This window comes from Parahoeflea halophila, assembly GCF_900220985.1.
GTDB classification, from domain to species: Bacteria; Pseudomonadota; Alphaproteobacteria; order Rhizobiales; family Rhizobiaceae; genus Hoeflea; species Hoeflea halophila.
Window position 1 is genome coordinate 489,664 of record NZ_OCPC01000001.1, and the last position, 20,619, is coordinate 510,282.

A 20,619-nucleotide genomic window follows, 5' to 3' on the forward strand; every position below is an offset into this window, starting at 1 on the left:
TGGTCAGGACCGAAACGGAAGCATTGCTTGCGCGAGACGCAGGCACTGCCTAAGCTTGAAACCAGGGCCGGTGGGACGGCCGTGACCGGGAGGAAGTCGCCGTCATGATGGATTTTGGATGGGTGCTGGCGCTGTCGGGCTGCCTGGTCGGCTCGATCATCGGCTTTGTTGCCAGGCGCAGCCATTTTTGCACCATGGCAGCGCTTGAACGGCACTGGTACGCCGCCGACGACAACCCGCTGCGTGCCTGGGCGCTGGCAGCGTTCACGGCGCTGCTTGCCACCCAGGTGCTCGGCGCGGCAGGGTTCGCAAACGTGGAAAACTCCTTCTATCTTACCGAGCCGCTGCCCGTCGCCGGCGCCATTGTCGGCGGCTTGATGTTCGGCCTCGGCATGGCGCTGGTCGGCACCTGCGGCTTCGGCGCTCTGGTGCGGCTTGGTGGCGGCAATCTGCGGGCGCTGGTGGTGCTCACCGGCCTCGGACTGGCAGCACTCGCCGCCCAGCGCGGCATCACCGGCCATGTCCGCGTCGCCCTGCTCGACCCGCTCGCCGTTGATTTGTCGGGCTTCGGCGGACAATCGGCAGGTGCCCTGCTGTCACATGTGTTCGGCTTTGACGTCAGCCTGATCCTGGCTCTGCTCCTCGGCCTTGCCGGGCTCTGGTGGGTGTTCGGATCGGCAAGCTTCCGCGCCGACCGCGGCCGCGTCCTCGCAGGCCTTGTCATCGGCCTGTGCATTGCGGCGGGTTGGCTCATCACCAGCTTTGTCGCCGACCACGCGCTCTATCCGGTGCAGCTTGAGGCCGGATCCTTTGTCATGCCGGTTGGCGACACCATCCTGCAGATCATCACCGTGACTGGGGAATTACCCGATTACGGCGTCGGCGTTGTGGTCGGCGTGTTTTTGGGCGCGGCCATCTCCGCCTTTCGCTCCCACGACATGCGCTGGGAGGCCTGCGACGATGCCCGCGAACTCTCCCGCCACCTGCTCGGCGCCTTCCTGATGGGAACCGGCGGCGTTTTCGCCATGGGCTGCACCATCGGCCAGGGCGTCAGCGCCGTCTCGGTCCTGGCCATTTCCGCTCCCATCGTCATGCTTTCCATCGCCGCCGGCGCCCGCATCGGCCTCGGTCTGCTGATGGAGGGCAAGGCGTTTGGCTTCCTGGCCGACTGGCGGGCCACCGAAAAGAGGCTATGACGGGCTGTTGCTCCGTGCCATTATTCTTGCCGAACTCGATATTTGTCTTTTCAACAAGTTCCCAGAGCCAGAACAAATGAACATGAAGATTTCAGCTGGCCTTGTCCACGAGATGCCGGACGATCTGCGCGATGCACTGACGCAGAAATCAGAAATCACCATCCGTTGGGAAGGCCTGACACCGATCGGCCGAAACGAGTTCATCTGCTGGGTTGAGGATGCAAAACAGGACAAGACCCGGACGAGACGAATCAAGCGAACTGTCGAAGAGCTTCTCGAAGGTCAGAAGCGCCCCTGCTGCTGGGCAGGCTGTATCCATCGCACCGACAAGAAGCCCGGTAAATGGCAGCAGGCAGTGCTGATCGACAAGAAATCGAACAGGTAGAGATCAGCACCAGTCTCGTGTGCTCGTCCGGAACTCCGTTCCTTAAGACTGCTTATTTACGTGACGTGATTGGCCGGCATGCAAAATCCACTGCGCGCCGCAAGCGCACCCATCACCCTTCCGCGACAAACCGGTACGCCGCTCCCTCACGCTCCACCCTGCCCTCGCCGGGTGCCGGCAGATGATAGGCCGTCAGCTTCGCCTTGTCGGCCGACAGCCGGTCGAGCAGTTTCTTCCGGGTGGCGATGCCCATTTCCGGGTCCTGGTCCGAGCCGCTCGGCCAGCCGGGATGGGCGAACGACACCACGAAATGGGTGATCGCATCACCGGCAATCAGCACCGGATCCGAGCCGCCATGCAGCATGAATGACATGTGGCCGGGCGTGTGTCCCGCCGTATCGACCGCCTCGACGCCCGGCAGCACTTCGGCGCCTGGCTCGAACAGCGTGATCATGTCTTCGAGATGGGAAAGCCGGTTCTGTGCGCCCACCGCAAAGCTCTTTCGGGCTTCCGGCATCGCGTCCACCGTGCCAGGGTCGCGCCAGAACTCCCACTCGGCGCGGCCCATGTGGAAGCTGGCGTTCGGAAACACGATCTCGTCGAAATCATCAATCAGCCCCCAGAGGTGATCGGGATGGCAATGGGTGAAGACCACGTCGGTGACATTCGCCGGATCGAAGCCGGCGTCCGCCATGTTCTCGATGAGACTGCCCGCTGTCGGCATGAAATTCGGCCCCGAACCAGCATCGAACACGATCAGCCGATCTCCGGATTTTAGGACCGGAACATTGCAATCGGGCGTCAGGCTGTCGGTCGGCTGACCATGGGCTTCGAGCAGGGCGATGAACTCGTCTTGCGGCACGTCCGGATAGGAAAAGCCAAGCGGCAGCAACAGATTGCCGTCGCTGACGCTGGTCAGCACCGCTTCGCCGATCTGCAAGGCTTGCGCCGGGCGCAAGCTTACCGGCAGCACCGCGCTTGCTGCCGCGGCCATGCCGCCTCGCATGAGTGTGCGTCGCGTCAGATCAAACGGTGCCATGATGCCTCTCTCCCATATAGATTTATTTGAATATTTGCCTTTGTCTCGGCTGAGGTCAATGCCCCGTCATCCATACCGGCAGATTTAGCAGCCCTGGGGTAGCGTGAGCGAACTCGAAATGACGGGCGAAACCTCCTGCTTGGGTCTCGATCAAAGCCGTCTGTTAAACCGAAACAACCGATTGGCTGGTTTACAGCAAATAATTCGTCAGTGTTTCGTTGCAGTGCAAACCGAACCCACAGGTCAAGAACATTCATCCCCATGTCGGACTTGCGTATCATTTGGTTTTGCACTTTTATGGTCGCGGATTAAGGCCACCGGCTTTTCAGACAACTGGCAATCAAGGAACTCGTCACTCTATGAGCATGCCTCTTTTCTTGCTGGTCGCACTTGCGGCCTGGGTGGCAACTCTGGCCCCCGCATCCGCATCGACTTGGCTGAAGACCGGCAGCGAGACCACGCGCCCTTATGGTCATGTCGAGTACTGCACCCGCAACGCGTCCGACTGCCGCAATCGCTCTGCCAGCTCGGCGCTCCCTGCAGCGCGCCTCAACCTCTTGCAAAGCATCAACAGCAAGATCAACAGGGCGATCAAGCCGGCCTCGGACCGGGCCGCCTTCGGCCGCAAGGAGTTCTGGACCGCCAGAACACGCTCGGGGGATTGCGAGGATTTCGCCCTCGCCAAGCGCGCCAGGCTTTTGCGCAAAGGCTTCAAACCCTCGCAGCTTCTGCTGACCATGGGGTACAAGGGAAATGAGGCGCATACCGTGCTGGTGGTCAGAACCAGGGACGGAGACTATGTGCTCGACAATCTCGAAGACGACGTGCAGCCGGTTCAGTCGGCCCGCATGAGCTTTCGCAAGATCCAGTCGCCGACCCATGGCGGGCGCTGGCTGAAGATCACCGGCAAGACCGGAAAGACTCCCTGACCCGAGGCGTCTCTGGCGATCACGCATCGCGGTCATCGTTTGGTCCCGCGAACCTGGCGCACCGGCGAACGCGAAAATCCTGTGGCAACGACAGTCGCCTGTGCTATGCCTCCACGCTCTATTGGCACGGACGGTTTGACATACGCCGGAGGACATTTCGATCACGGCTTTTCGCTTCATCCATACCGCTGACATCCACCTTGATTCGCCCCTCAGATCGCTCGCCTTGCGCAATCCGGAGCTTGCCGACCTGATTGGCGGCGCCACGCGGCAGGCATTCAGCACTATCATCGATCTGTGCATCAGCGAGCGCGTCGATGCACTCGTGATAGCCGGCGACCTCTATGACGGCGACCAGACCTCGATGAAGACTGCCCGGTTCCTTGCCGGTGAACTTGGCCGTCTGGCAAATGCCGGCATCCGCACCTTCATCATCCGGGGCAATCATGATGCCCTGTCGCGGATCTCGCGCGAACTAGTGCTTCCGGGCGAAGTCAAGCTGTTTGGCGGACGCGCCGAACATGTAATGATCGAACGTGATCAGGGCGAAAAACCCGTTGCCATCCACGGGCTGAGCTTCGCCCAGCCCACCGCCCCCGAAAGCCTGCTGCCGAAACATGCCGGTGCCGTTCCCGATGCCATCAATATCGGCATCATGCACACAAGCCTCGGAGGCGCGCCCGGCCATGACGCCTACGCCCCCTGCAGCCCGGCCGAACTGCAGGCCACCGGATTCGATTACTGGGCCTTGGGCCATATCCACAAGCGCTCCGTCCTCACCGGATCGACGACCATCGTCATGCCCGGCATGCCGCAAGGCCGCGACATCAACGAGGACGGCCCAAAATCAGCAACCCTCGTGTCGATCAGCGCGGATGGCAGCGTCAGCCTGGAAGAAAAACCGACAGCGCTGGCCGAGTTCAGCCGTATTTCTGTGGGTGCAGGCGGCCTGAGCGACTGGACAGACCTGGCCCACACGCTGAGCCACGCCCTGAAACAGGCGCGCGCGGCTTCGGCGGCCCCAGAACTGGTCGCCCGGATAGGCTTTACCGGCGAGACGGCGCTTGCCTGGCGCATGCGCCGGGACGCCGACCTGCTGCTGGCCGAGGCCGAAGAACGTGCAGCCCAGATCGGAGGCATCTGGGTCGAAAAGCTCGAAATCGGCTGCACGCCCCCAACCAACGCCCAAACTTCTACGGCCGATCCATTGCACGAGCTGCGCAGCCTCATTGACTCGGGCATCTTGAATTCCGGCGCCTTTGAAACCGCCCTGTCTGAGGTGGCCGACACGCTTCAGGGCCAGCTGCCGGCTGATCTGCGCGATCTCTTCGGCACCGATGAGACCGAGACCAGGGCCCGGCGCATGGAGCTCGCACGCCAGGGCACGCACGACGTGCTGGCGCGGCTGCAGGCCTCCTCCGGCTCGCGGAGCGAGCCTGCCTGATGCGCCTCAACCGTCTCGATCTGACCCGCTACGGCAAGTTCACCGACCATGTCATCGACTTCGGCGCTACCGGTTTCGGTGGCTGCGACCTGCACATCGTCTACGGTCCCAACGAAGCCGGCAAGTCGACACTGTTCAGCGCCTGGCTCGACCTGCTCTTCGGCATCGGCGCGCAAAGCAGTTACAATTTCATCCACCCCTACCCGAACATGCAGATCGGCGCGTCGATCGACATTGATGGCGCGCCTGCGGAATACATTCGCATCAAGCGTGCACAAAATAGCTTGCTGGACGGGCAGAGCCGGCCGGTCTCCGACCGCGCCTTGCTTGCCGGCCTCGGCGGGCTCGACCGCACCAACTACCAGACCATGTTCTCACTCGATGACGAGAGCCTGGAACAGGGTGGCGAGAGCATACTGGCAAGCCGTGGAGATCTCGGTGAACTCCTGTTTTCGGCCAGCGCCGGCCTGGGCGAGCTGTCGCAAAAATTGGTACAACTACGCGGCGAAACCGAGGTTTTTTACAAGCCTCGCGCACAAAAACGCGTCTTGGGAGAACTCAAGGCCGAGCTCGCCAAACTCAAGGCGGAGCGCGACGCGATCGACGTTCAGGCCAGCAAGTACGCTCAGCTGAGCAGGGAGCTTGAGGAAGCGGAACATCGCTACAATGAGGCCTGTGAAAAACGCAAAAGCCTGCGCGGGCGTCTGGCTTCTGTCGACCGGCAGCTCACGGCAGGGCCGCGCATGGCAGATTTCGACAGGCTGCAACACCAGCTGCTCGAGCTCGCCGACCTGCCTGAAGTGGTCCCGGAATGGCGGCAGCAGGTTCGCGACCTCGGCAACGCGGAAGCCGCTCTAGAGGCAGGTGGCGCAGCACTGAGCGAGGAAATCGACCGCCTGTCGGCCGAGCGTGAAAACATCGGTCTCGACACGCAGATCCTCTCGCTGGAGAGCCAGCTCACCGAACTTGAGCGGCTGCGCACCCGCCATGACACCGCCGCGGAAGACCTGCCTGAACGGCGGACGGCGCTGATCCGCATCGACGGCGTCATCAGTCAGCTTCTGCTTCGCCTCGGACAACCCGATAGCCGCGAGCCCGGGGAATTGCTGCTGAGCACCGCGAGAACCGCAACGCTGCGCGAACTTGTCGACGCCCGGGCAAGCCTGGATGTCCGTCTTGACACTGCCCGTAAGGAAGTGGTGGACGCGAGCGCCGGGCGCGATGAGTCCCGGGCGATACTGCAGGCAGCCGGCGGCAGCGACAGCGCACCAGCCCAGCGTCAGAACCAGGTCGACGCCCTGACTGAAACCCTGACCGTGCTGCGCAACAGCGATCATGAACTCAGACGCCAAAGCGCAGAACGCGCCATCGCCCCGGCCCGTCAGGAACGCGACGCACGCCTTGCGGCGCTGACCCCATGGCATGGCGGGATCGCTGAGCTGCGCACGATGCGCCCGCCCTTGCCGGACACGCTGCGCAGGTGGAAGGTCCAGAGCGAACAGGCCGAGCGCAAGGACGCGGAACTGGCGCAGGAGATCAGCCGGCTTGGTCAGACGCTACGGCGTTTCGAGGCCGAGGCAGAGGCGCTGGCCCGATCGCGCGCCCTGCCGTCCACGGCCGAGACCCAGGCGCTCAGGGCCGCAAGGGATGAAGCCTGGGCCGGGCACAAGAACGCGCTCGATCCTGAGACCGCCAAAACCTTCGAAACCGCCATGCAGAGCTATGATGAGGCCGCGGACAGCCGTGCGGCGCATCAGGCAGAGGTAGCAAAGCTCAACGAGATCGCCGTGCAATCCGCGATTGCCAAGGCCGATCTCGACACCGCAAATACGGCCAGATCGGAAAACGACAAGGCGCGCACGGAACTTCGCGATTCGATCGCCACGGCCATAGGCGAATTGGCGGATACTCTGCCCGCCGACATGACGCTCGCGGCGCTGGAAGACTGGCTTGAGCGCCGCGAGCTTGCACTTGAGGCCGATGACGCGCTGCGCCGACACCTGCACGACCTGGAGATCGCCGAGCAGGGCCGGCAGGCTGCAACGGCCCGTCTTGCGAAGGCGCTGAAACCGCTTGATCCCGAAGCAGCAGCTGACGACGATCTGGAGGCGCTCGCTGCCCGCGCCCAGCAGCTTATCAGCCAAGAAGCCCGGCTCGACGCCCATCGCCGCGATCTGGCCGAGCAGGAGCGCAATCTCAGGCGGCGCGAACTGAATCTCAGAAACGCCGAGGAGCAAGCCGAAGCCTGGATGCTGGCCTGGAAACAGGCCTGCTCCGGATGCTGGCTCGGTGAAAACGAAACAGCCCCGACCGCGGCTGAAATCCGCGAGGCGCTGCCCCTGCTCGGCGAATTGGCGTCCGCGTTGCACGACCGCGCAGGCCTGGCCGACCGCATCGCCAAGATGGAACGCGACCAGGCCGGCTACATCGCAGCCCTTCACGCCGCAGCTTCGCAGGTCGGGCTCGAAACCGACACCGTGGCTCCTGCCCTCATCGCCCGGCAGCTCGCCGAACGGCTTGCAGCCGCCGAAAAGGCGCGCGCCCGTCAGCAAGACCTGTCCCGGCAGATCGAAGAGGCTGCGGAGCGCCAGCGCAAGCACGCCGAGACCAGCGCTGCGCATACCGTGAAGAAAACCCAGATGCTCGAGAGCCTTGGCGCCGCGACACTGGCCGAAGCCGCCCTGCGCATTGAACAGGCGCTTGAGCGCAAGCAGCTCGCCGGCCGTGCCGAGCAGAGCGCCTCCGAAATCTGCGAAACCCTCGGAGCGACTTCGCTGGAAAACGCCCGTGCTCAACTCGAAGACGCCGACACCGAAGAACTCAGAGAAGAAAAACAGGAGCTCGAAACCGCGCTGGAAACGCTCGACGCCGAGGTCCAGCATCTGTTCGCAGCCCGCACCCGCGCCTCCGACGCCATGGATACGGTGGGTGGAGATGATGCGGTGGCCCGTATCGAGCAGCAACGCAAGACCACCCTTCTCGCCATCGCCGAGGGCGCCGAGCGCTATCTTAGGCTGTCGGCCGGTATCATCGCCATGGAACAGGCGCTAACGCTTTACCGTGAGCGCCACAGCTCATCGATGATGCAACGTGCTTCGGATGCCATCCGCACCATCAGCCGCGGCCGTTACACAGGTCTCGCCTCCCAGCCGGACAACGGCAAGGAATTGCTGATCGCGCTTCAGAACGACGGCACTTCCAAACAGGCCAAGGATCTGTCCAAAGGCGCCCGCTTCCAGCTCTACCTGGCGCTCCGGGTCGCCGGTTACCACGAATTCGCCGCAACCCGCCAGACGGTGCCCTTCATCGCCGACGACATCATGGAAACCTTTGATGATTTCCGCGCCGAGGAAACCTTCCGGCTGTTTGCCGGCATGGCAAATGTCGGCCAGGTGATCTACCTCACCCACCACCGACACCTCTGCGACATCGCGAAGTCGGTCTGCCCGAATGTCACGATCCACGAATTGGCGCCCTGACTTCCCCGTTATTGGCAGTTTTTCCGCAGTTGCGAACAGGCGTGACTTGGCAGAGGCCGCATATGCCTGTATCGAGGCCGCATTCTCGTTAACCCGCAGCCGGTTCCATATGCGAGATGGCCGTGAAAAACAAAGGCCAGGCACTAAGCCTCCCCAGCCCACTTTTGTGGCCATCGCATTGCCGAACCATCCTATCACCGGACAGGACGACCACTCTCCATGATCTCGCTCAACAGCTACGCCTCGCAATGGACCAGCAATGTCCGCGGCGACATTCTTTCAGGCCTCGTCGTGGCGCTGGCGCTGATCCCTGAGGCCATCGCCTTTTCGATCATCGCTGGCGTCGACCCCAAGGTCGGCCTTTACGCCTCCTTTTCGATTGCCGTCATCACCGCGATCGTCGGCGGACGTCCTGGCATGATCTCGGCTGCGACAGCGGCGACCGCAGTGCTGATGGTCACCCTGGTCAAGGAGCACGGGCTTGAGTACCTGCTCGCCGCCACCGTGCTCGCGGGTCTCATCCAGATCGCAGCCGGCATCGCCAAACTCGGCTATGTCATGCGCTTTGTCTCGAAATCGGTAATGACCGGCTTCGTCAACGCGCTGGCCATCCTGATCTTCATGGCGCAGTTGCCGGAGCTCATCGGCGTGCCCTGGCTCACCTATGTCATGGTCGCGGGCGGTCTTGCGATCATTTACCTGTTTCCGCTTGTCACCACAGCTATTCCCTCGCCGCTGGTCACCATCGTGGTGCTGACCGCCATCACCTGGTTCTTCGGCTTCGACAATCTGCGCACCGTCGGCGACATGGGCGCCCTGCCCGACACGCTGCCGGTATTCCTGATCCCCGACATCCCGCTCAACCTTGAGACGCTCTGGATCATCCTGCCCTATTCGGTCGCCGTCGCCGCCGTCGGCCTGCTCGAGTCATTGATGACCCAGACCATTGTCGATGACCTCACCGACACCACATCGAGCCGCAACATGGAATGTGTCGGCCAGGGCATCGCCAACACCGCCACCGGCTTCATAGGCGGCATGGCCGGTTGCGCCATGATCGGCCAGTCGATCATCAACGTGAAATCTGGCGGTCGTGGACGCCTGTCGACCTTCGTCGCCGGAACCATGCTGCTGTTCTTCATCGTGGTGCTCGGTGACTCGGTGGCTGCAATTCCAATGGCAGCCCTGGTCGCCATCATGATCATGGTCTCGATCGGCACCTTCTCATGGTCCTCGCTCAAAAGCCTGCGCACCCATCCACGCTCATCCTCGGTGGTGATGCTGGCGACAGTGCTGTTCGTGGTCTTCACCCACAACCTCGCCATCGGCGTCCTCGTCGGTGTGCTGCTCTCGGGCCTGTTCTTCGCCTGGAAGATTTCCCAGCTCTTCGGCGTCCGCTCGACGCTGTCCAAAGACGGCCGCACCCGCACCTATATCGTCGAAGGCCAGCTGTTCTTTGCCTCGGCGGAGGATTTCATGAAGGCGTTTGACTTCCGCGAAGTGTTGGAAAAGGTCGTCATCGACGTCTCCCGCGCCCACATCTGGGACATTTCCAGCGTTGCCGCCCTCGACATGGCAGTGCTCAAGTTTCGCCGCGACGGCGCCGAAGTCGAGATCATCGGCATGAACGAAGCCTCGGAAACCATCGTCGACCGGCTCGCCATTCATGACAAGCCTGGTGCCATGGACAAGTTGATGTCGCACTGACGCAGCCTGGATCCGGCGGAAACGCTTGATCCAGCCCAAATGCCGTAGATAGATTGATGTAGAGCGGCCCCGGCGTCCGAATGGACGTATTCCACGCTCTAAGGAGGAGCAGACCATGACCAACATCCTTTTGGCCCTTGTCGACGGGTCCACCTATTCGAAAAGCGTGTGCGACCATGCCGCCTGGGCCGCTGGAAGGATGGATGCCGGTGTCGACCTGTTGCATGTGCTCGACCGCAACATGGGTGCCGACAAGTCCGACCTTTCCGGCTCGATCGCGCTGGGCGCCCGCACCGCGCTGCTTGAGGAACTCTCCTCGCTTGATGAACAGCGCGCAAAGCTGCTGCAGCAAAAGGGCCGCGCCATTCTCGACGACGCCCGCGCCATCATCGAAAAAGCCGGCCAGAAGGTCGTCGGCGCGCATCTGCGCCAGGGTGAGATTGTCGAAACCGTAATCGAGCAGGAAGGCCCTGCCAGCATGATCATGATCGGCAAACGCGGCGAGGAAGCCGATTTTGCCAGCCTCAGGCTGGGCGCGCATCTCGAGCGTTTCATTCGTTCGAGCAACAAGCCGGTCTTTGTCGCCTCGCGCGCATTCAAGCCGATTGACACCGTCATCGTTGCCTTTGACGGCGGCGCTTCGAGCCAGCGCGTGGTCGACCACATCGCCCGCAACAAGCTGTTTGCGGGCCTGAAGATCGATCTGGTCACCGTCGGACAGAAGAACCGCGACACCGAAAAAGCGCTGGAAGACGCAAAAGCCATCCTCGCCGGCGCTGGGCTGGAGACCGAAACCACCATCCTCTCAGGCCAGCCCGACGAGGTTCTCGGCAAACGCGTCGAGGACTGCGGCTCATGCCTGGTCGCCATGGGCGCCTATGGTCACTCCCGCATCCGCGCCTTCGTTCTGGGCTCGACGACGAGCGAAATGCTGAGATCCTGCAAGTCACCGGTGCTGTTGATGCGTTGAGTTCAGAGACATGCCGGTCCTTCGGAATCAGTAGTGCCGGAAAACTGATTTGTGCCGGACTGCCATCGAAGCCGACGCGACGTTCGACCCGGATTGCGCCTCCAAACGCAACATCACGAAAGCCAGCCGCAAAACCGCTTCTGTACTTCGGCCCTTGCAGATGGCCGCAAGGTCACCCCCATCTCAAGCGCTCAAGCGGGCCCCGTCACCGATCTTCGAAAGTGATCGCGAGTCGATGTTCTTGCTCCTTTTCCTTGTGCATCCGGTCCTCTGTGCCTCGAGGCAGGGGATCGGCAACCAAGGTATTAGCGATAGACTAGCAAGGAATACCACTAATATCAGGCATGCCTAAATTAGGGGTATGTTTACTCACGCGTGTGAGCCTAGCCGCTAGATTAAATCACCGGTCAGGCGAAACTGTGCTCAGATACGAAAAGCAAAGCAAAGATGCGCCGCCGTGGCTGCAAGCGGCTGGACGGAAGATACTTCGTCTTGGTTACTCCGACCATGTGATCGGTGAGATTATTCCCGATGTTTTGCGCGTCATTGTCGAAACCGTTCCGCTTGAATTGATCCCCAAGGCCGCGATCTATCTCAAAGACAAAGCCTCAATGAAAGAGACTCTGGCAGGGTTCTACAATTTCCATTGGTCTCAGATTGAAACCCTGATTGAACCGGCCGGCAATCCGCACTCTGTGTCCGATGCCGATAGCAAATTGACCCGGTTGCAGGTCCCGATAACGGCTCCCGGACACGAACCCCTCGGCACCTTGGTGGTCTATTACGGCACGGAGGGAGAGTATGGCCATCTGGAGGCCTTGACGGACCTGGTCAGGGACTTGGCAACCGTGGTTACGCACAAGCTGCACAGTGACGACGAGCAACCCCGATCCGCTAGAGGCACCATCATTGCAAATGGGTCCGCTACGGAGAACCCGGCAATGAACGACAACGTGTTCGAGCTGTTGCGGACAACCATCGACAGTTTTCCTGGTGGAATCTGCGTGCTGTTGGACGATTTGACGGTGGCAATGACCAACCGGCGGATCTACGAGATTCTAGATCTGCCTGAGCATATGTTTCCACCGGGATGCAATTTCGCTGACATATTGCGCTACTACGCCGAACGCGGCGAGTACGGGCCAGGTGATGTCGAGAAACTGGCGCAGGCTCGCATTCGCCGCGCGAAGCTGTTCGTCGACCATGCCTTTGACCGCGAGACGGTTTCGGGCCGGGTCCTCGAAGTGCGAACCACCCCCATTTCCGGCGGCGGCTGCATCTTGACCTATCTTGATGTGACCGCACGCAAGCGAGCCGAGCGCGAGTTGATGCATCATCGCGACAGACTGGAAGATCTTGTCTCGAAGCGGACAGCCGAAATCGAGCAGCAGGCCAGGAAACTGGAACATTTGCTTGACCACGAGCGCCGTGTGAACGAGCAGCAACGCCAGTTCGTCGCCATGGCATCGCATGAGTTCCGAACTCCCCTGGCCATCATTGATGGCGCTGCCCAGCGCCTGATGCGAAGCAAAGCCGAGATCACCCCCGACTTCATCGGTGACAAGGTCGACAAGATCCGGGGATCTGTGTCGCGGATGGTCGGACTGATGAACAGTATCCTGGCCGTCGGGCGGCTCGATCATGGCCTCATCGATATCAATCCCGAGCCCTGTGCGATCGAGGAACTGATCCGGTCGTGTGCTGCAAACCAACGGGATATCACGCCCAGCCAAAGGTTCATTCTCGACCTCGACAACCTGCCTGAAACAATCGTGGCCGACCGGTCTGCCTTGCATCAGGTCTTCACCAATCTGTTTTCCAATGCGGTGAAATACGCGCCCGGATCTCCCTATGTCTTTATCCGCGGCTGGACAGACGCCACCCACGTACATGTCTCCGTGACGGACCGGGGTGTGGGCATCGATGCCGAAGATCTTCCAAAGATGTTTCAACGATACTTCCGCGCGCGGACATCGTCCGGGATTGCCGGCACGGGCATCGGTCTCAATCTGGTCCAGCAAATCGTCGAGCTTCACAAAGGCAAGATCAGCGTCACCAGCAAAATTGACCAGGGCACGGTTTTCACCGTCGTTCTTCCCATTGGCATTGAGCAACAGCCCAATTCCATCACACCAGAGACACAAGTCGCCTGAAACGAGATAAGCAGATGAGCAAGATAACAATCCTTTGCATTGAAGACGAGGCCGAGATCCGGACGCTGGTGGTGGAGGAACTCGAGGATGCCGGCTTTGCCACCTTGCAGGCCAGCAACGGGCGCGAGGGATTGGAGATGATGCTGACCAAATGGCCAGATATCGTCATCTGTGACATCACCATGCCGGAGATGGACGGTCATCAGGTGCTGGCGGAAATCCAGCTCAACCATCCGGAATTGTCCAACGTTCCGTTCATTTTCCTCACGGCGATGTCCGACAAGGACAACATGATCACCGGGCTGCAGAGCGGCGCCGCCGATTACCTGACCAAGCCAATCGATTTCGATATCCTGATGGCGAAGATCACCGGATGCGTAACCCGGATCGAAAACGACAGGAAAACCGGCCGAGCCTTCTGAGCCCTGTCGCTAGCGCAAATCGCCAATGGCTATGCCCCTCTTGGGACACCAACATTCAGCTGACCAAGCCGCTCCGCACCACTGACAGATCGAGACGGTACCGTATCTCGACCTGGAAAATAAACCGCAACGGTGCACTTGGCGACGAAGGCAGAGAGCATATACCCCACCGACTAGCCCCTCACCTCCCCGTCAGAATCTTCGGCACCTTGTTCGGCCTGAGCCGGTGCGCATCGGGCATGCCTGAACCCAGCAACGGGCGCAGATACATGCGGAATGCGTCGGTGACGTCGTGGCCGGAGGCTGCGATGTAGTCGTCGGGCATGGTCCGGGTCTTGCCGGCCACCAGTTCCAGCGGCACCAGTTCGTAGTCGACCGAGTAATGGCCGGTGCGCTTGATCGCCACCGATCCGTCGCGGTCGCCGAACATGCCGTATTGCACCGCCTTCTCGCCCACCTCGCGGGCCTCGTTCTGGTCGACGTCGGACACGCAGCCGACAAAACTGCGCTGGATATAGCCGAGCGTGTCGCCCCGCACCCGGGTGATCTTGAGTTTATCCTTGACCTGCTGCGTCAAGAGATCGGCCAGCGCACCGCTGCCGGAGAGTTGCACATTGCCATGCGCATCGCGTTCGACCTCACTGGCGAGCTTGGCGATGATCGGCTGGCCCGAGCCGTCATGGATGCCCTCGCTGACGGCAACGACGCAGCGCCCGAGTCGGTCATGGACCTGCTTGACCTCGTTCAGGAACCGGTCGATGTCAAAGCTGCGCTCGGGCATGTAGATCAAATGCGGCCCGTCATCGGAAAACTTCTTGCCCAAGGCCGAAGCGGCGGTGAGAAAGCCCGCATGGCGGCCCATGACCACGCCGATATAGACGCCCGGAAGTGCCGCATTGTCGAGATTGATGCCCATGAAGGCCTGCGCCACATAACGCGCGGCCGACGGAAAGCCCGGCGTATGGTCGTTTTCGACCAGGTCATTGTCGATGGTCTTGGGAATGTGGATACAGCGCAGCTTGTAGCCCGCCTTGCGCGCTTCGTCATTGACGATGCGGACCGTGTCGGAGGAATCATTGCCGCCGGTGTAGAAGAAATAGCCGATCTTGTGCGCTTTCAGCACCTTGAAGATCTCCTGGCAGTATTTCAGATCCGGCTTGTCGCGCGTCGAACCCAGCGCCGAGGACGGCGTGTTGGCGACCATCTCCAGATTGTGGGTGGTCTCCTGGGTCAGATCGTAAAAATCCTCGTCGAGAATCCCGCGCACGCCGTGCACCGCGCCGTAGATCAGCTCGACCTCGCGGAACTTGCGCGATTCCAGCACCGCACCCACCATTGACTGATTGATAACCGCAGTCGGTCCGCCTCCCTGGGCGACCAGCACCTTGCCATGAAACACTGAGATCTCCTTTTATCCACCGATCTACAGTCAGCACCATTTGCGGCCGGCAAACAAGTGCCGGCACAAGTCTGCTGTCCTGTTCCCGCAATCCCGGTGGTGAGTCCGGCCGCTTCCTGGACAACCGGAGCGTTTGCGGCACGGCACAAATTCCCGGGATGCGAAGCTCTCCCGCTGCCCCTACCCCGGCACCCCGAGCGGTCTCTGCCGGCGCCAATGAGAAAACACCTTTGCCAGCGCCGCCGACACGATCCGCGCGTCCACCGTGTCCGACCGGCTGGTCAGCATGATCGGAACCCGCGCACCAAGCGCGATGCCGGCTGATGACGCGCCGGCCAGGTGAATCAGCTGCTTGGCGATCATGTTGCCGCTTTCGAGATCCGGTGTCACAAGGATGTCGGCGTGACCGGCCACATCGGATACGATGCCCTTGGCGGCGACGGCGGCAGGCGAGATGGCGTTGTCGAAGGCCAGCGGCCCGTCGATCTTTCCGCCCACAATCTGGCCGCGGTCATGCATCTTGCAGATCGCCGCTGCCAGCAGCGTCGAGGGCAGCTTGCCGGTCACGGTTTCCACCGCCGAAAGCAGCGCCACCCGCGGCGCCTCAACGCCAATGGCGATGACCATGTCGATGGCATTCTGGACGATGTCCTTCAGAGCTTCGAGGTCAGGCGAGATGTTGATCGCCGCGTCGGTGACAAACAATGTCCGGTCCTGCCCCGGCACGTCGAGCGCGAAGACGTGGCTTAATCGCCGTTCGGTGCGCAATCCCCCGGTCTTGTGAAGCACAGCGGTCAACAACTCGTCGGTGTGCAGCTTGCCTTTCATCAGCGCTTCTGCGCGGCCCTCGTGCACCAGCGCCACGGCTCTTTCCGCTGCCGCATGGCTGTGCGGCGCATCGACGATGTCAACGCCCTTGAGGTCTATCCCGGCCTGCTCGGCCGTCGCCTCGATCTTCGCCACCGGTCCTACCAGCACCGGGACGATCATGCCCTCGTCACGCGCGGCAATCGCGCCGCCCAGGCTCAGATCATCACAAGGATGCACAATGGCTGTGAGCAGCGGATCAAGCGCCCGCGCCTGCTCGACCAGCGTAGCAAAGCGCACACCCGGCGCCTTGAGCCGGGAGCCAGGCATGCGCGCCGGATGACGCCTGATCTTCGTCCGTGGCGCCTGCACCTCCGCCTGGCCGGACACCACCGTCTCGCCTTTTGCATCAAGGCACAGGCACGCAAGCTCGACCCGTGCCTCCTTCTTGTCGACGCCTGTCACTTCCACCCGCACGGTGATGCGGTCGCCGGTGCGGACCGGCTGGTGGTATCGAAAGGTCTGACCCAGAAGAACCGTCCCCGGGCCGGGCAGTTGCGTCGCCAGAAGCGATGAAATCAGCGAGCCCGCCCACATCCCATGGGCGACGGACTGCTGCAACTGAGGTCTGTCCGCGTCACCGTCCTCCAGGCTGGCCGGATGTACGTCGGCGGAGACCGTGGCGAAAAGCGCCATATCCGGTGAGGTCAAGACGCGCTCGATCTCCGCCCGGTCGCCGATCCCGATTTCGTCGATCGTGCGGTTTTCAATCGGATCCATGCCAACTCCCCAAGGTTACTTTGTAAGGCTGCAGCAGTTCCTCAGCGCGACAACCGCCAGCACCGCGACAGGCGACCCGCCTTGTCCGGACGGCAGAGAACTTGCCCCAGCGAAGCCAGGGATACAAGACGCGCAGACATCCATGCATCGAATGGCATTTCGCCACCTGATGAAGGACCGCTTTCACGCCTTCTTCCCGGTCCTGCTCACAGAGCCTAATCCAGCGTGCGGGGAAACCGCATCAGTGCCAGCAAGGTAAAGACCGCGACAAAGATCATCAGTGCCGCAAGCGGCGTGGCGACGCCCTGCAGGTCCGCGCCCTTGAGCATGACCGCCCGGATGATCCTGAGAAAATGCGTCAGCGGGAAGATCTCGCCCAAAACCTGCGCCCAGTCCGGCATGCCGCGATAGGGAAACATGAAGCCCGTCAGCAAGAGCGACGGCAGGAAAAAGAAAAACGTCAGCTGCATTGCCTGAATCTGGGTTCGCGCCGGCGTCGAAAACGCGTAGCCCAGCAATACCAGCGCCAGCACGAAGATAAAAATACTGACCAGCAACAGCGTCAGCGAGCCGACAAACGGTACATTGAGCAGGAATTTCGCCGCCGTCAGCACCGCCACCACCTGCACCCCGCCGATCACCAGGAATGGCAACACCTTGCCGAGCATGATCTCCAGCGGGCTTGCCGGCATCGCCAGCAGGTTCTCCATGGTGCCGCGTTCGGTCTCCCGGGTCAGCGCCATCGAGGTCATCATCACCATCGTCAGCTGCAGGATCACCCCGAGCAGGCCCGGCACGATGTTGTACTGGGTGATACCTTCGGGATTGTAGAGCCGGTGCACCACCACCTCGAGCGCGGCTGTGGATTGCTCGGCCGCGAGCGCTTCCGCTGATTGCCCGCGCAACAGCGCCTGTGCCGCCACCGTGCCGAGTGTCGAAATCGCACCTGACGCCACCGACGGGTCCGTTGCATCCGCCTCGATCAGGATCTGCGGGTGATCGCCACGCTGCACCCGGCGGGCGAAATCGGACGGCACGGTGACAACGAAGGAGACGGCGCCCGACTGGATCAGCCGCTCGGCTACGGCCGCACTCGCCACCACATGGTCGAAGCGGTAGTAGCCGGTGTTCTCGATCGCCGAAACCATGGCGCGGGTGTAGTGATCCTGGCTGGTGGTCACCAGCGCCGCCGGCAGCCCCTTGGGGTCGTTGTTGATGGCAAAGCCGAACAGCACCAGCTGTATCAGCGGTACGCCCAGCACCATCGCGAAGGTGATGCGGTCGCGCCGCATCTGGATGCTTTCCTTGCTGATGATCGCCATCAGCCGCCGAAACGAGAACATTGCGCTCATGCCATGTTGTCCGTCGATTGGCCCATGAACTGGATGAACACATCCTCCAGGCTGGTGCTGCCTTGCTTGTATGCCACGCCGGTCTCTGCGGCCACGTCTGCAACCGCCGCCTCTAGCGCCACCCCGTCCCGGCCGACCACATGCAGCGTCAGGCCGAACGGGGCCACCTGGTCGACGCCATTCCTGCCCTGCAGCAGCTTCGCCGCCCGGGTGATGTCGTCCCCTTCCATCACGAAGGTCGTCAACGCCGCGTCGCGGATCACTTCCGCCACCGAGCCGCTGGCCAGCAACTTGCCATAGGAGATGTAATGGATGCGGTGACAGCGCTCCGCCTCGTCCATGTAGTGGGTGGAAACCAGCACCGTCAGCCCGGCGCTGGCGCGCATGTGGATCTCGTCCCAGAACTCCCGCCGCGCCTTCGGGTCGACGCCCGCCGTCGGTTCGTCGAGAAGCAGCAGCTTCGGCCTGTGCATGATGCAGGCAGCCAGCGCCAGTCGCTGTTTCCAGCCGCCGGACAGTGTCCCCGCCAATTGCTTGCGGCGCGATGTGGGCCCGAGATCTTCCAGCGTGTCACGCACGGACACCGGATCAAGATCGTAAAGCCGGGCGACGAAAGTCAGGTTTTCCTCGATCGACAGATCCTCGTAGAACGAGAATTTCTGCGTCATGTAGCCGACTTCCCGCTTGATCCGCAGGCCTTCACTGCGAATGTCATGGTCAAGCACCCGGCCCTCGCCCTCATCCGGCGTCAACAACCCGCACATGACGCGTATGGTGGTGGTCTTGCCCGATCCGTTGGGGCCGAGGAACCCTGAAATCTCGCCTTCAGCCACCGACATCGAGACATGGTCGACCACCGTCTTGTCGCCAAAACGCTTGACCAGCCCGCTGACCTCGATGGCGTTCACGGCTTCCTACCTTGCAAAACCACATCGACAATCTGCCCCGGCGCCAGCGCCCAGGCATCTGCATGGGGCCGGGCTTCTACCAGGTAGACCAGCTTCTGCCGGTTATCGAGCGAGTAGATTACCGGCGGAGTAAACTCGGGATCGGGCGAGACATAGCTGACCGTCGCCTCCATGCCCTCGCCACAGCCGTCACAACGCACCGACAGCACTCGGCCGACGGCAATGCGTGACAGTGCTGTTTCAGGTACGTAGACCCTGAGCTTGAGCGCATCATCCGGCAACACCGAAAGCACCGGCGCCTGCGGTCCCGCCACCTCACCGCTGTTGCGGATGATGTCGGAAACCACACCCGATTGCGGGATCGTCAGTACCCGCTTGGCAAGCCGCCATTGAGCCGATTCCAGTACGGCACCGGCCTGGTCGACCGCAGCCTGCGCCGCCTTGATCTCGTTGACCCGGGCGGGAAGCTTGGCAACGGCGAGATTGGCTTCGAGTTCGCTCACCTTGGCGCGGTTGAGCTCCACCGCGGTCGCGGCGGAATCGTAGGATGCCTGGGTAGAGATGCCCTGCTTGAGAAGATCCGCCTGTCGCTGCAGCACCCGCTCGGCCTCAGTAGCCTGAGCTTCGGCCGAGCGCAGCGAGGCGGCGATGCTGGCGACTTCCTCGGGCCGGCGCCCCTGTTCGAGGTTTGCAAGTTGCCGTTCGGCCTGTGCCAGGCCCGCGGCGGCTTGGGCCACGGCGATTTCCGCGTCGCGCTTCTCAAGCCGTGCCAGAGGCGATCCGGCGGTAACCCTGTCGCCGCGCCGGACCGCAAGTTCCACGATCTGCGCTGTCTCGATCGGCGAAACCAGAACATATTCGCCCTCGACATAGCCGACCGCCAGCGGCTCATCGGCCGTACAGGCCGAAAACAGGCCGGCGACAAGGGGAATGGCGCAGAGGAACGACATCATCAGCCCGGCTTTCTGTTGGTTGCGACAAACGCCCTTATGTTGGAGAGGATGACTGCCTTGATCGCCTCGACCTCGCCCGGCCCCACCTCTTTCCATTCCATGCGTTTCGCCACGATGGCATGGCCGATGCGGAAATAGACGACCTGACCCGCAATGCTGAAGGTGCCAAGGCGGATCAGGTCGCTTTCCGGGTCATGGCCGGTGGTCAGCCCCAGAAGTCCGCACAGGCTGCGATGCACCGGCACAATGAAGTCGGCATAGACCTTGTCGAACACCGGCCCGGCAGCGCCCATTTCACGGACCATGAAACTTGCAATGTCGCGGGCTTCCACCTGTCCGAGCATGAAATCGGCCACGCCCATGATCACCCGCTCGAACCCCGCCTGCGCTGCAGCCGGGTCCTTTCCGGGATCGATCGCGCGCAGCGCCGGTCCCGCCACCGCCTGAATGCGCCGCCCAACCATTTCGGCACAGGCCAGCCGCAACCCCGCCTTGCCGCCGAAATGATAGGCAATGGACGCGATGTTGGCCTTCGCCTCAGCGGCGATCTCCCGCGTCGAGGTTGCCTCGAAGCCTTTTGCGCCGAACAGCCGGATACCAGCCATGATCAGGGCCATCCGGGTTTGCTCGCCCGCAGTCCCGGCTTCGGCTTCGGGGAATGATGAAGAATTCGTCGCCACGGCGGTCCTCGCTGAC

At 62.0% G+C, this 20,619-nt stretch carries 16 protein-coding genes; 9 read left to right on the forward strand and 7 right to left on the reverse strand.

Features of this window, described 5'->3' with window-relative positions; genetic code table 11:
- Positions 1-104 precede the first annotated feature (104 nt).
- Both CRO46_RS02395 and CRO46_RS02400 read left to right on the forward strand, forming a co-directional pair.
- Positions 105-1,196 carry a YeeE/YedE family protein gene (locus CRO46_RS02395; protein WP_342170736.1) on the forward strand — a complete coding sequence of 364 codons (1,092 nt, stop codon included), beginning with the start codon at positions 105-107 and terminating at the stop codon, positions 1,194-1,196.
- Positions 1,197-1,278: 82 nt separating this feature from the next.
- Complete coding sequence (locus CRO46_RS02400) at positions 1,279-1,581, forward strand: YdeI/OmpD-associated family protein (protein ID WP_244577745.1); 303 nt, start codon at positions 1,279-1,281, stop codon at positions 1,579-1,581.
- A gap of 112 nt (positions 1,582-1,693) precedes the next feature.
- Here the strand turns inward: CRO46_RS02400 and CRO46_RS02405 are convergent, their stop codons facing one another.
- Entirely contained in the window at positions 1,694-2,620 is a 927-nt protein-coding gene (locus CRO46_RS02405) for an MBL fold metallo-hydrolase (protein ID WP_097104671.1), read from the reverse strand.
- Between the two features lie 359 nt (positions 2,621-2,979).
- Between CRO46_RS02405 and CRO46_RS02410 the strand changes: the two genes are divergently transcribed.
- The 7 genes from CRO46_RS02410 (at position 2,980) to CRO46_RS02445 (ending at position 13,724) form a co-directional block, all read left to right on the forward strand.
- Entirely contained in the window at positions 2,980-3,549 is a 570-nt protein-coding gene (locus CRO46_RS02410) for a transglutaminase-like cysteine peptidase (protein ID WP_097104673.1), read from the forward strand.
- Positions 3,550-3,727: 178 nt separating this feature from the next.
- On the forward strand, positions 3,728-4,993 hold the full coding sequence (locus tag CRO46_RS02415) for a metallophosphoesterase family protein (RefSeq protein ID WP_342170796.1): 1,266 nt from the start codon (positions 3,728-3,730) through the stop codon (positions 4,991-4,993).
- Positions 4,993-8,472 carry an ATP-binding protein gene (locus CRO46_RS02420; RefSeq protein WP_097104678.1) on the forward strand — a complete coding sequence of 1,160 codons (3,480 nt, stop codon included), beginning with the start codon at positions 4,993-4,995 and terminating at the stop codon, positions 8,470-8,472. Before CRO46_RS02415 ends, CRO46_RS02420 begins: the two co-directional genes overlap by 1 nt.
- Positions 8,473-8,691: 219 nt before the next feature.
- Positions 8,692-10,179, forward strand: a complete 1,488-nt coding sequence (locus CRO46_RS02425) for a SulP family inorganic anion transporter (protein ID WP_097104680.1) — start codon at positions 8,692-8,694, stop codon at positions 10,177-10,179.
- A gap of 115 nt (positions 10,180-10,294) precedes the next feature.
- The gene (locus CRO46_RS02430; RefSeq protein ID WP_097104682.1) at positions 10,295-11,149 is read left to right on the forward strand and encodes a universal stress protein; all 855 of its coding nucleotides are present in this window, start codon (positions 10,295-10,297) and stop codon (positions 11,147-11,149) included.
- 419 nt (positions 11,150-11,568) lie between these two features.
- Positions 11,569-13,302, forward strand: coding sequence for a sensor histidine kinase (locus CRO46_RS02440; RefSeq protein WP_244577747.1), 1,734 nt, complete (start codon positions 11,569-11,571; stop codon positions 13,300-13,302).
- Between the two features lie 14 nt (positions 13,303-13,316).
- Positions 13,317-13,724, forward strand: a complete 408-nt coding sequence (locus CRO46_RS02445) for a response regulator transcription factor (RefSeq protein WP_097104690.1) — start codon at positions 13,317-13,319, stop codon at positions 13,722-13,724.
- A gap of 181 nt (positions 13,725-13,905) precedes the next feature.
- Here the strand turns inward: CRO46_RS02445 and CRO46_RS02450 are convergent, their stop codons facing one another.
- The 6 genes from CRO46_RS02450 to CRO46_RS02475 form a co-directional block, all read right to left on the reverse strand.
- Positions 13,906-15,123 carry a 6-phosphofructokinase gene (locus CRO46_RS02450; RefSeq protein WP_097104692.1) on the reverse strand — a complete coding sequence of 406 codons (1,218 nt, stop codon included), beginning with the start codon at positions 15,121-15,123 and terminating at the stop codon, positions 13,906-13,908.
- A gap of 180 nt (positions 15,124-15,303) precedes the next feature.
- Positions 15,304-16,710, reverse strand: a complete 1,407-nt coding sequence (locus CRO46_RS02455) for a bifunctional enoyl-CoA hydratase/phosphate acetyltransferase (protein WP_097104694.1) — start codon at positions 16,708-16,710, stop codon at positions 15,304-15,306.
- Between the two features lie 215 nt (positions 16,711-16,925).
- Positions 16,926-18,062 carry an ABC transporter permease gene (locus tag CRO46_RS02460; RefSeq protein WP_097104696.1) on the reverse strand — a complete coding sequence of 379 codons (1,137 nt, stop codon included), beginning with the start codon at positions 18,060-18,062 and terminating at the stop codon, positions 16,926-16,928.
- On the reverse strand, positions 18,059-18,970 hold the full coding sequence (locus tag CRO46_RS02465) for an ABC transporter ATP-binding protein (protein ID WP_097104698.1): 912 nt from the start codon (positions 18,968-18,970) through the stop codon (positions 18,059-18,061). Before CRO46_RS02465 ends, CRO46_RS02460 begins: the two co-directional genes overlap by 4 nt.
- The gene (locus CRO46_RS02470) at positions 18,967-19,920 is read right to left on the reverse strand and encodes an HlyD family secretion protein (protein ID WP_097106428.1); all 954 of its coding nucleotides are present in this window, start codon (positions 19,918-19,920) and stop codon (positions 18,967-18,969) included. Before CRO46_RS02470 ends, CRO46_RS02465 begins: the two co-directional genes overlap by 4 nt.
- Before the next feature lie 2 nt (positions 19,921-19,922).
- On the reverse strand, positions 19,923-20,603 hold the full coding sequence (locus tag CRO46_RS02475) for a CerR family C-terminal domain-containing protein (RefSeq protein ID WP_143438919.1): 681 nt from the start codon (positions 20,601-20,603) through the stop codon (positions 19,923-19,925).
- Between the last annotated feature and the right edge of the window lie 16 nt (positions 20,604-20,619).

Bases quoted from the DNA above. Each gene is read 5' to 3' on its own strand.
- CRO46_RS02395 (WP_342170736.1), top strand. From the start codon at position 105: ATGATGGATTTTGGATGGGTGCTGGCGCTGTCGGGCTGCCTGGTCGGC.
- CRO46_RS02400 (WP_244577745.1), top strand. From the start codon at position 1,279: ATGAAGATTTCAGCTGGCCTTGTCCACGAGATGCCGGACGATCTGCGC.
- CRO46_RS02405 (WP_097104671.1), bottom strand. From the start codon at position 2,620: ATGGCACCGTTTGATCTGACGCGACGCACACTCATGCGAGGCGGCATG.
- CRO46_RS02410 (WP_097104673.1), top strand. From the start codon at position 2,980: ATGAGCATGCCTCTTTTCTTGCTGGTCGCACTTGCGGCCTGGGTGGCA.
- CRO46_RS02420 (WP_097104678.1), top strand. From the start codon at position 4,993: ATGCGCCTCAACCGTCTCGATCTGACCCGCTACGGCAAGTTCACCGAC.
- CRO46_RS02425 (WP_097104680.1), top strand. From the start codon at position 8,692: ATGATCTCGCTCAACAGCTACGCCTCGCAATGGACCAGCAATGTCCGC.
- CRO46_RS02430 (WP_097104682.1), top strand. From the start codon at position 10,295: ATGACCAACATCCTTTTGGCCCTTGTCGACGGGTCCACCTATTCGAAA.
- CRO46_RS02445 (WP_097104690.1), top strand. From the start codon at position 13,317: ATGAGCAAGATAACAATCCTTTGCATTGAAGACGAGGCCGAGATCCGG.
- CRO46_RS02455 (WP_097104694.1), bottom strand. From the start codon at position 16,710: ATGGATCCGATTGAAAACCGCACGATCGACGAAATCGGGATCGGCGAC.
- CRO46_RS02460 (WP_097104696.1), bottom strand. From the start codon at position 18,062: ATGAGCGCAATGTTCTCGTTTCGGCGGCTGATGGCGATCATCAGCAAG.
- CRO46_RS02470 (WP_097106428.1), bottom strand. From the start codon at position 19,920: ATGTCGTTCCTCTGCGCCATTCCCCTTGTCGCCGGCCTGTTTTCGGCC.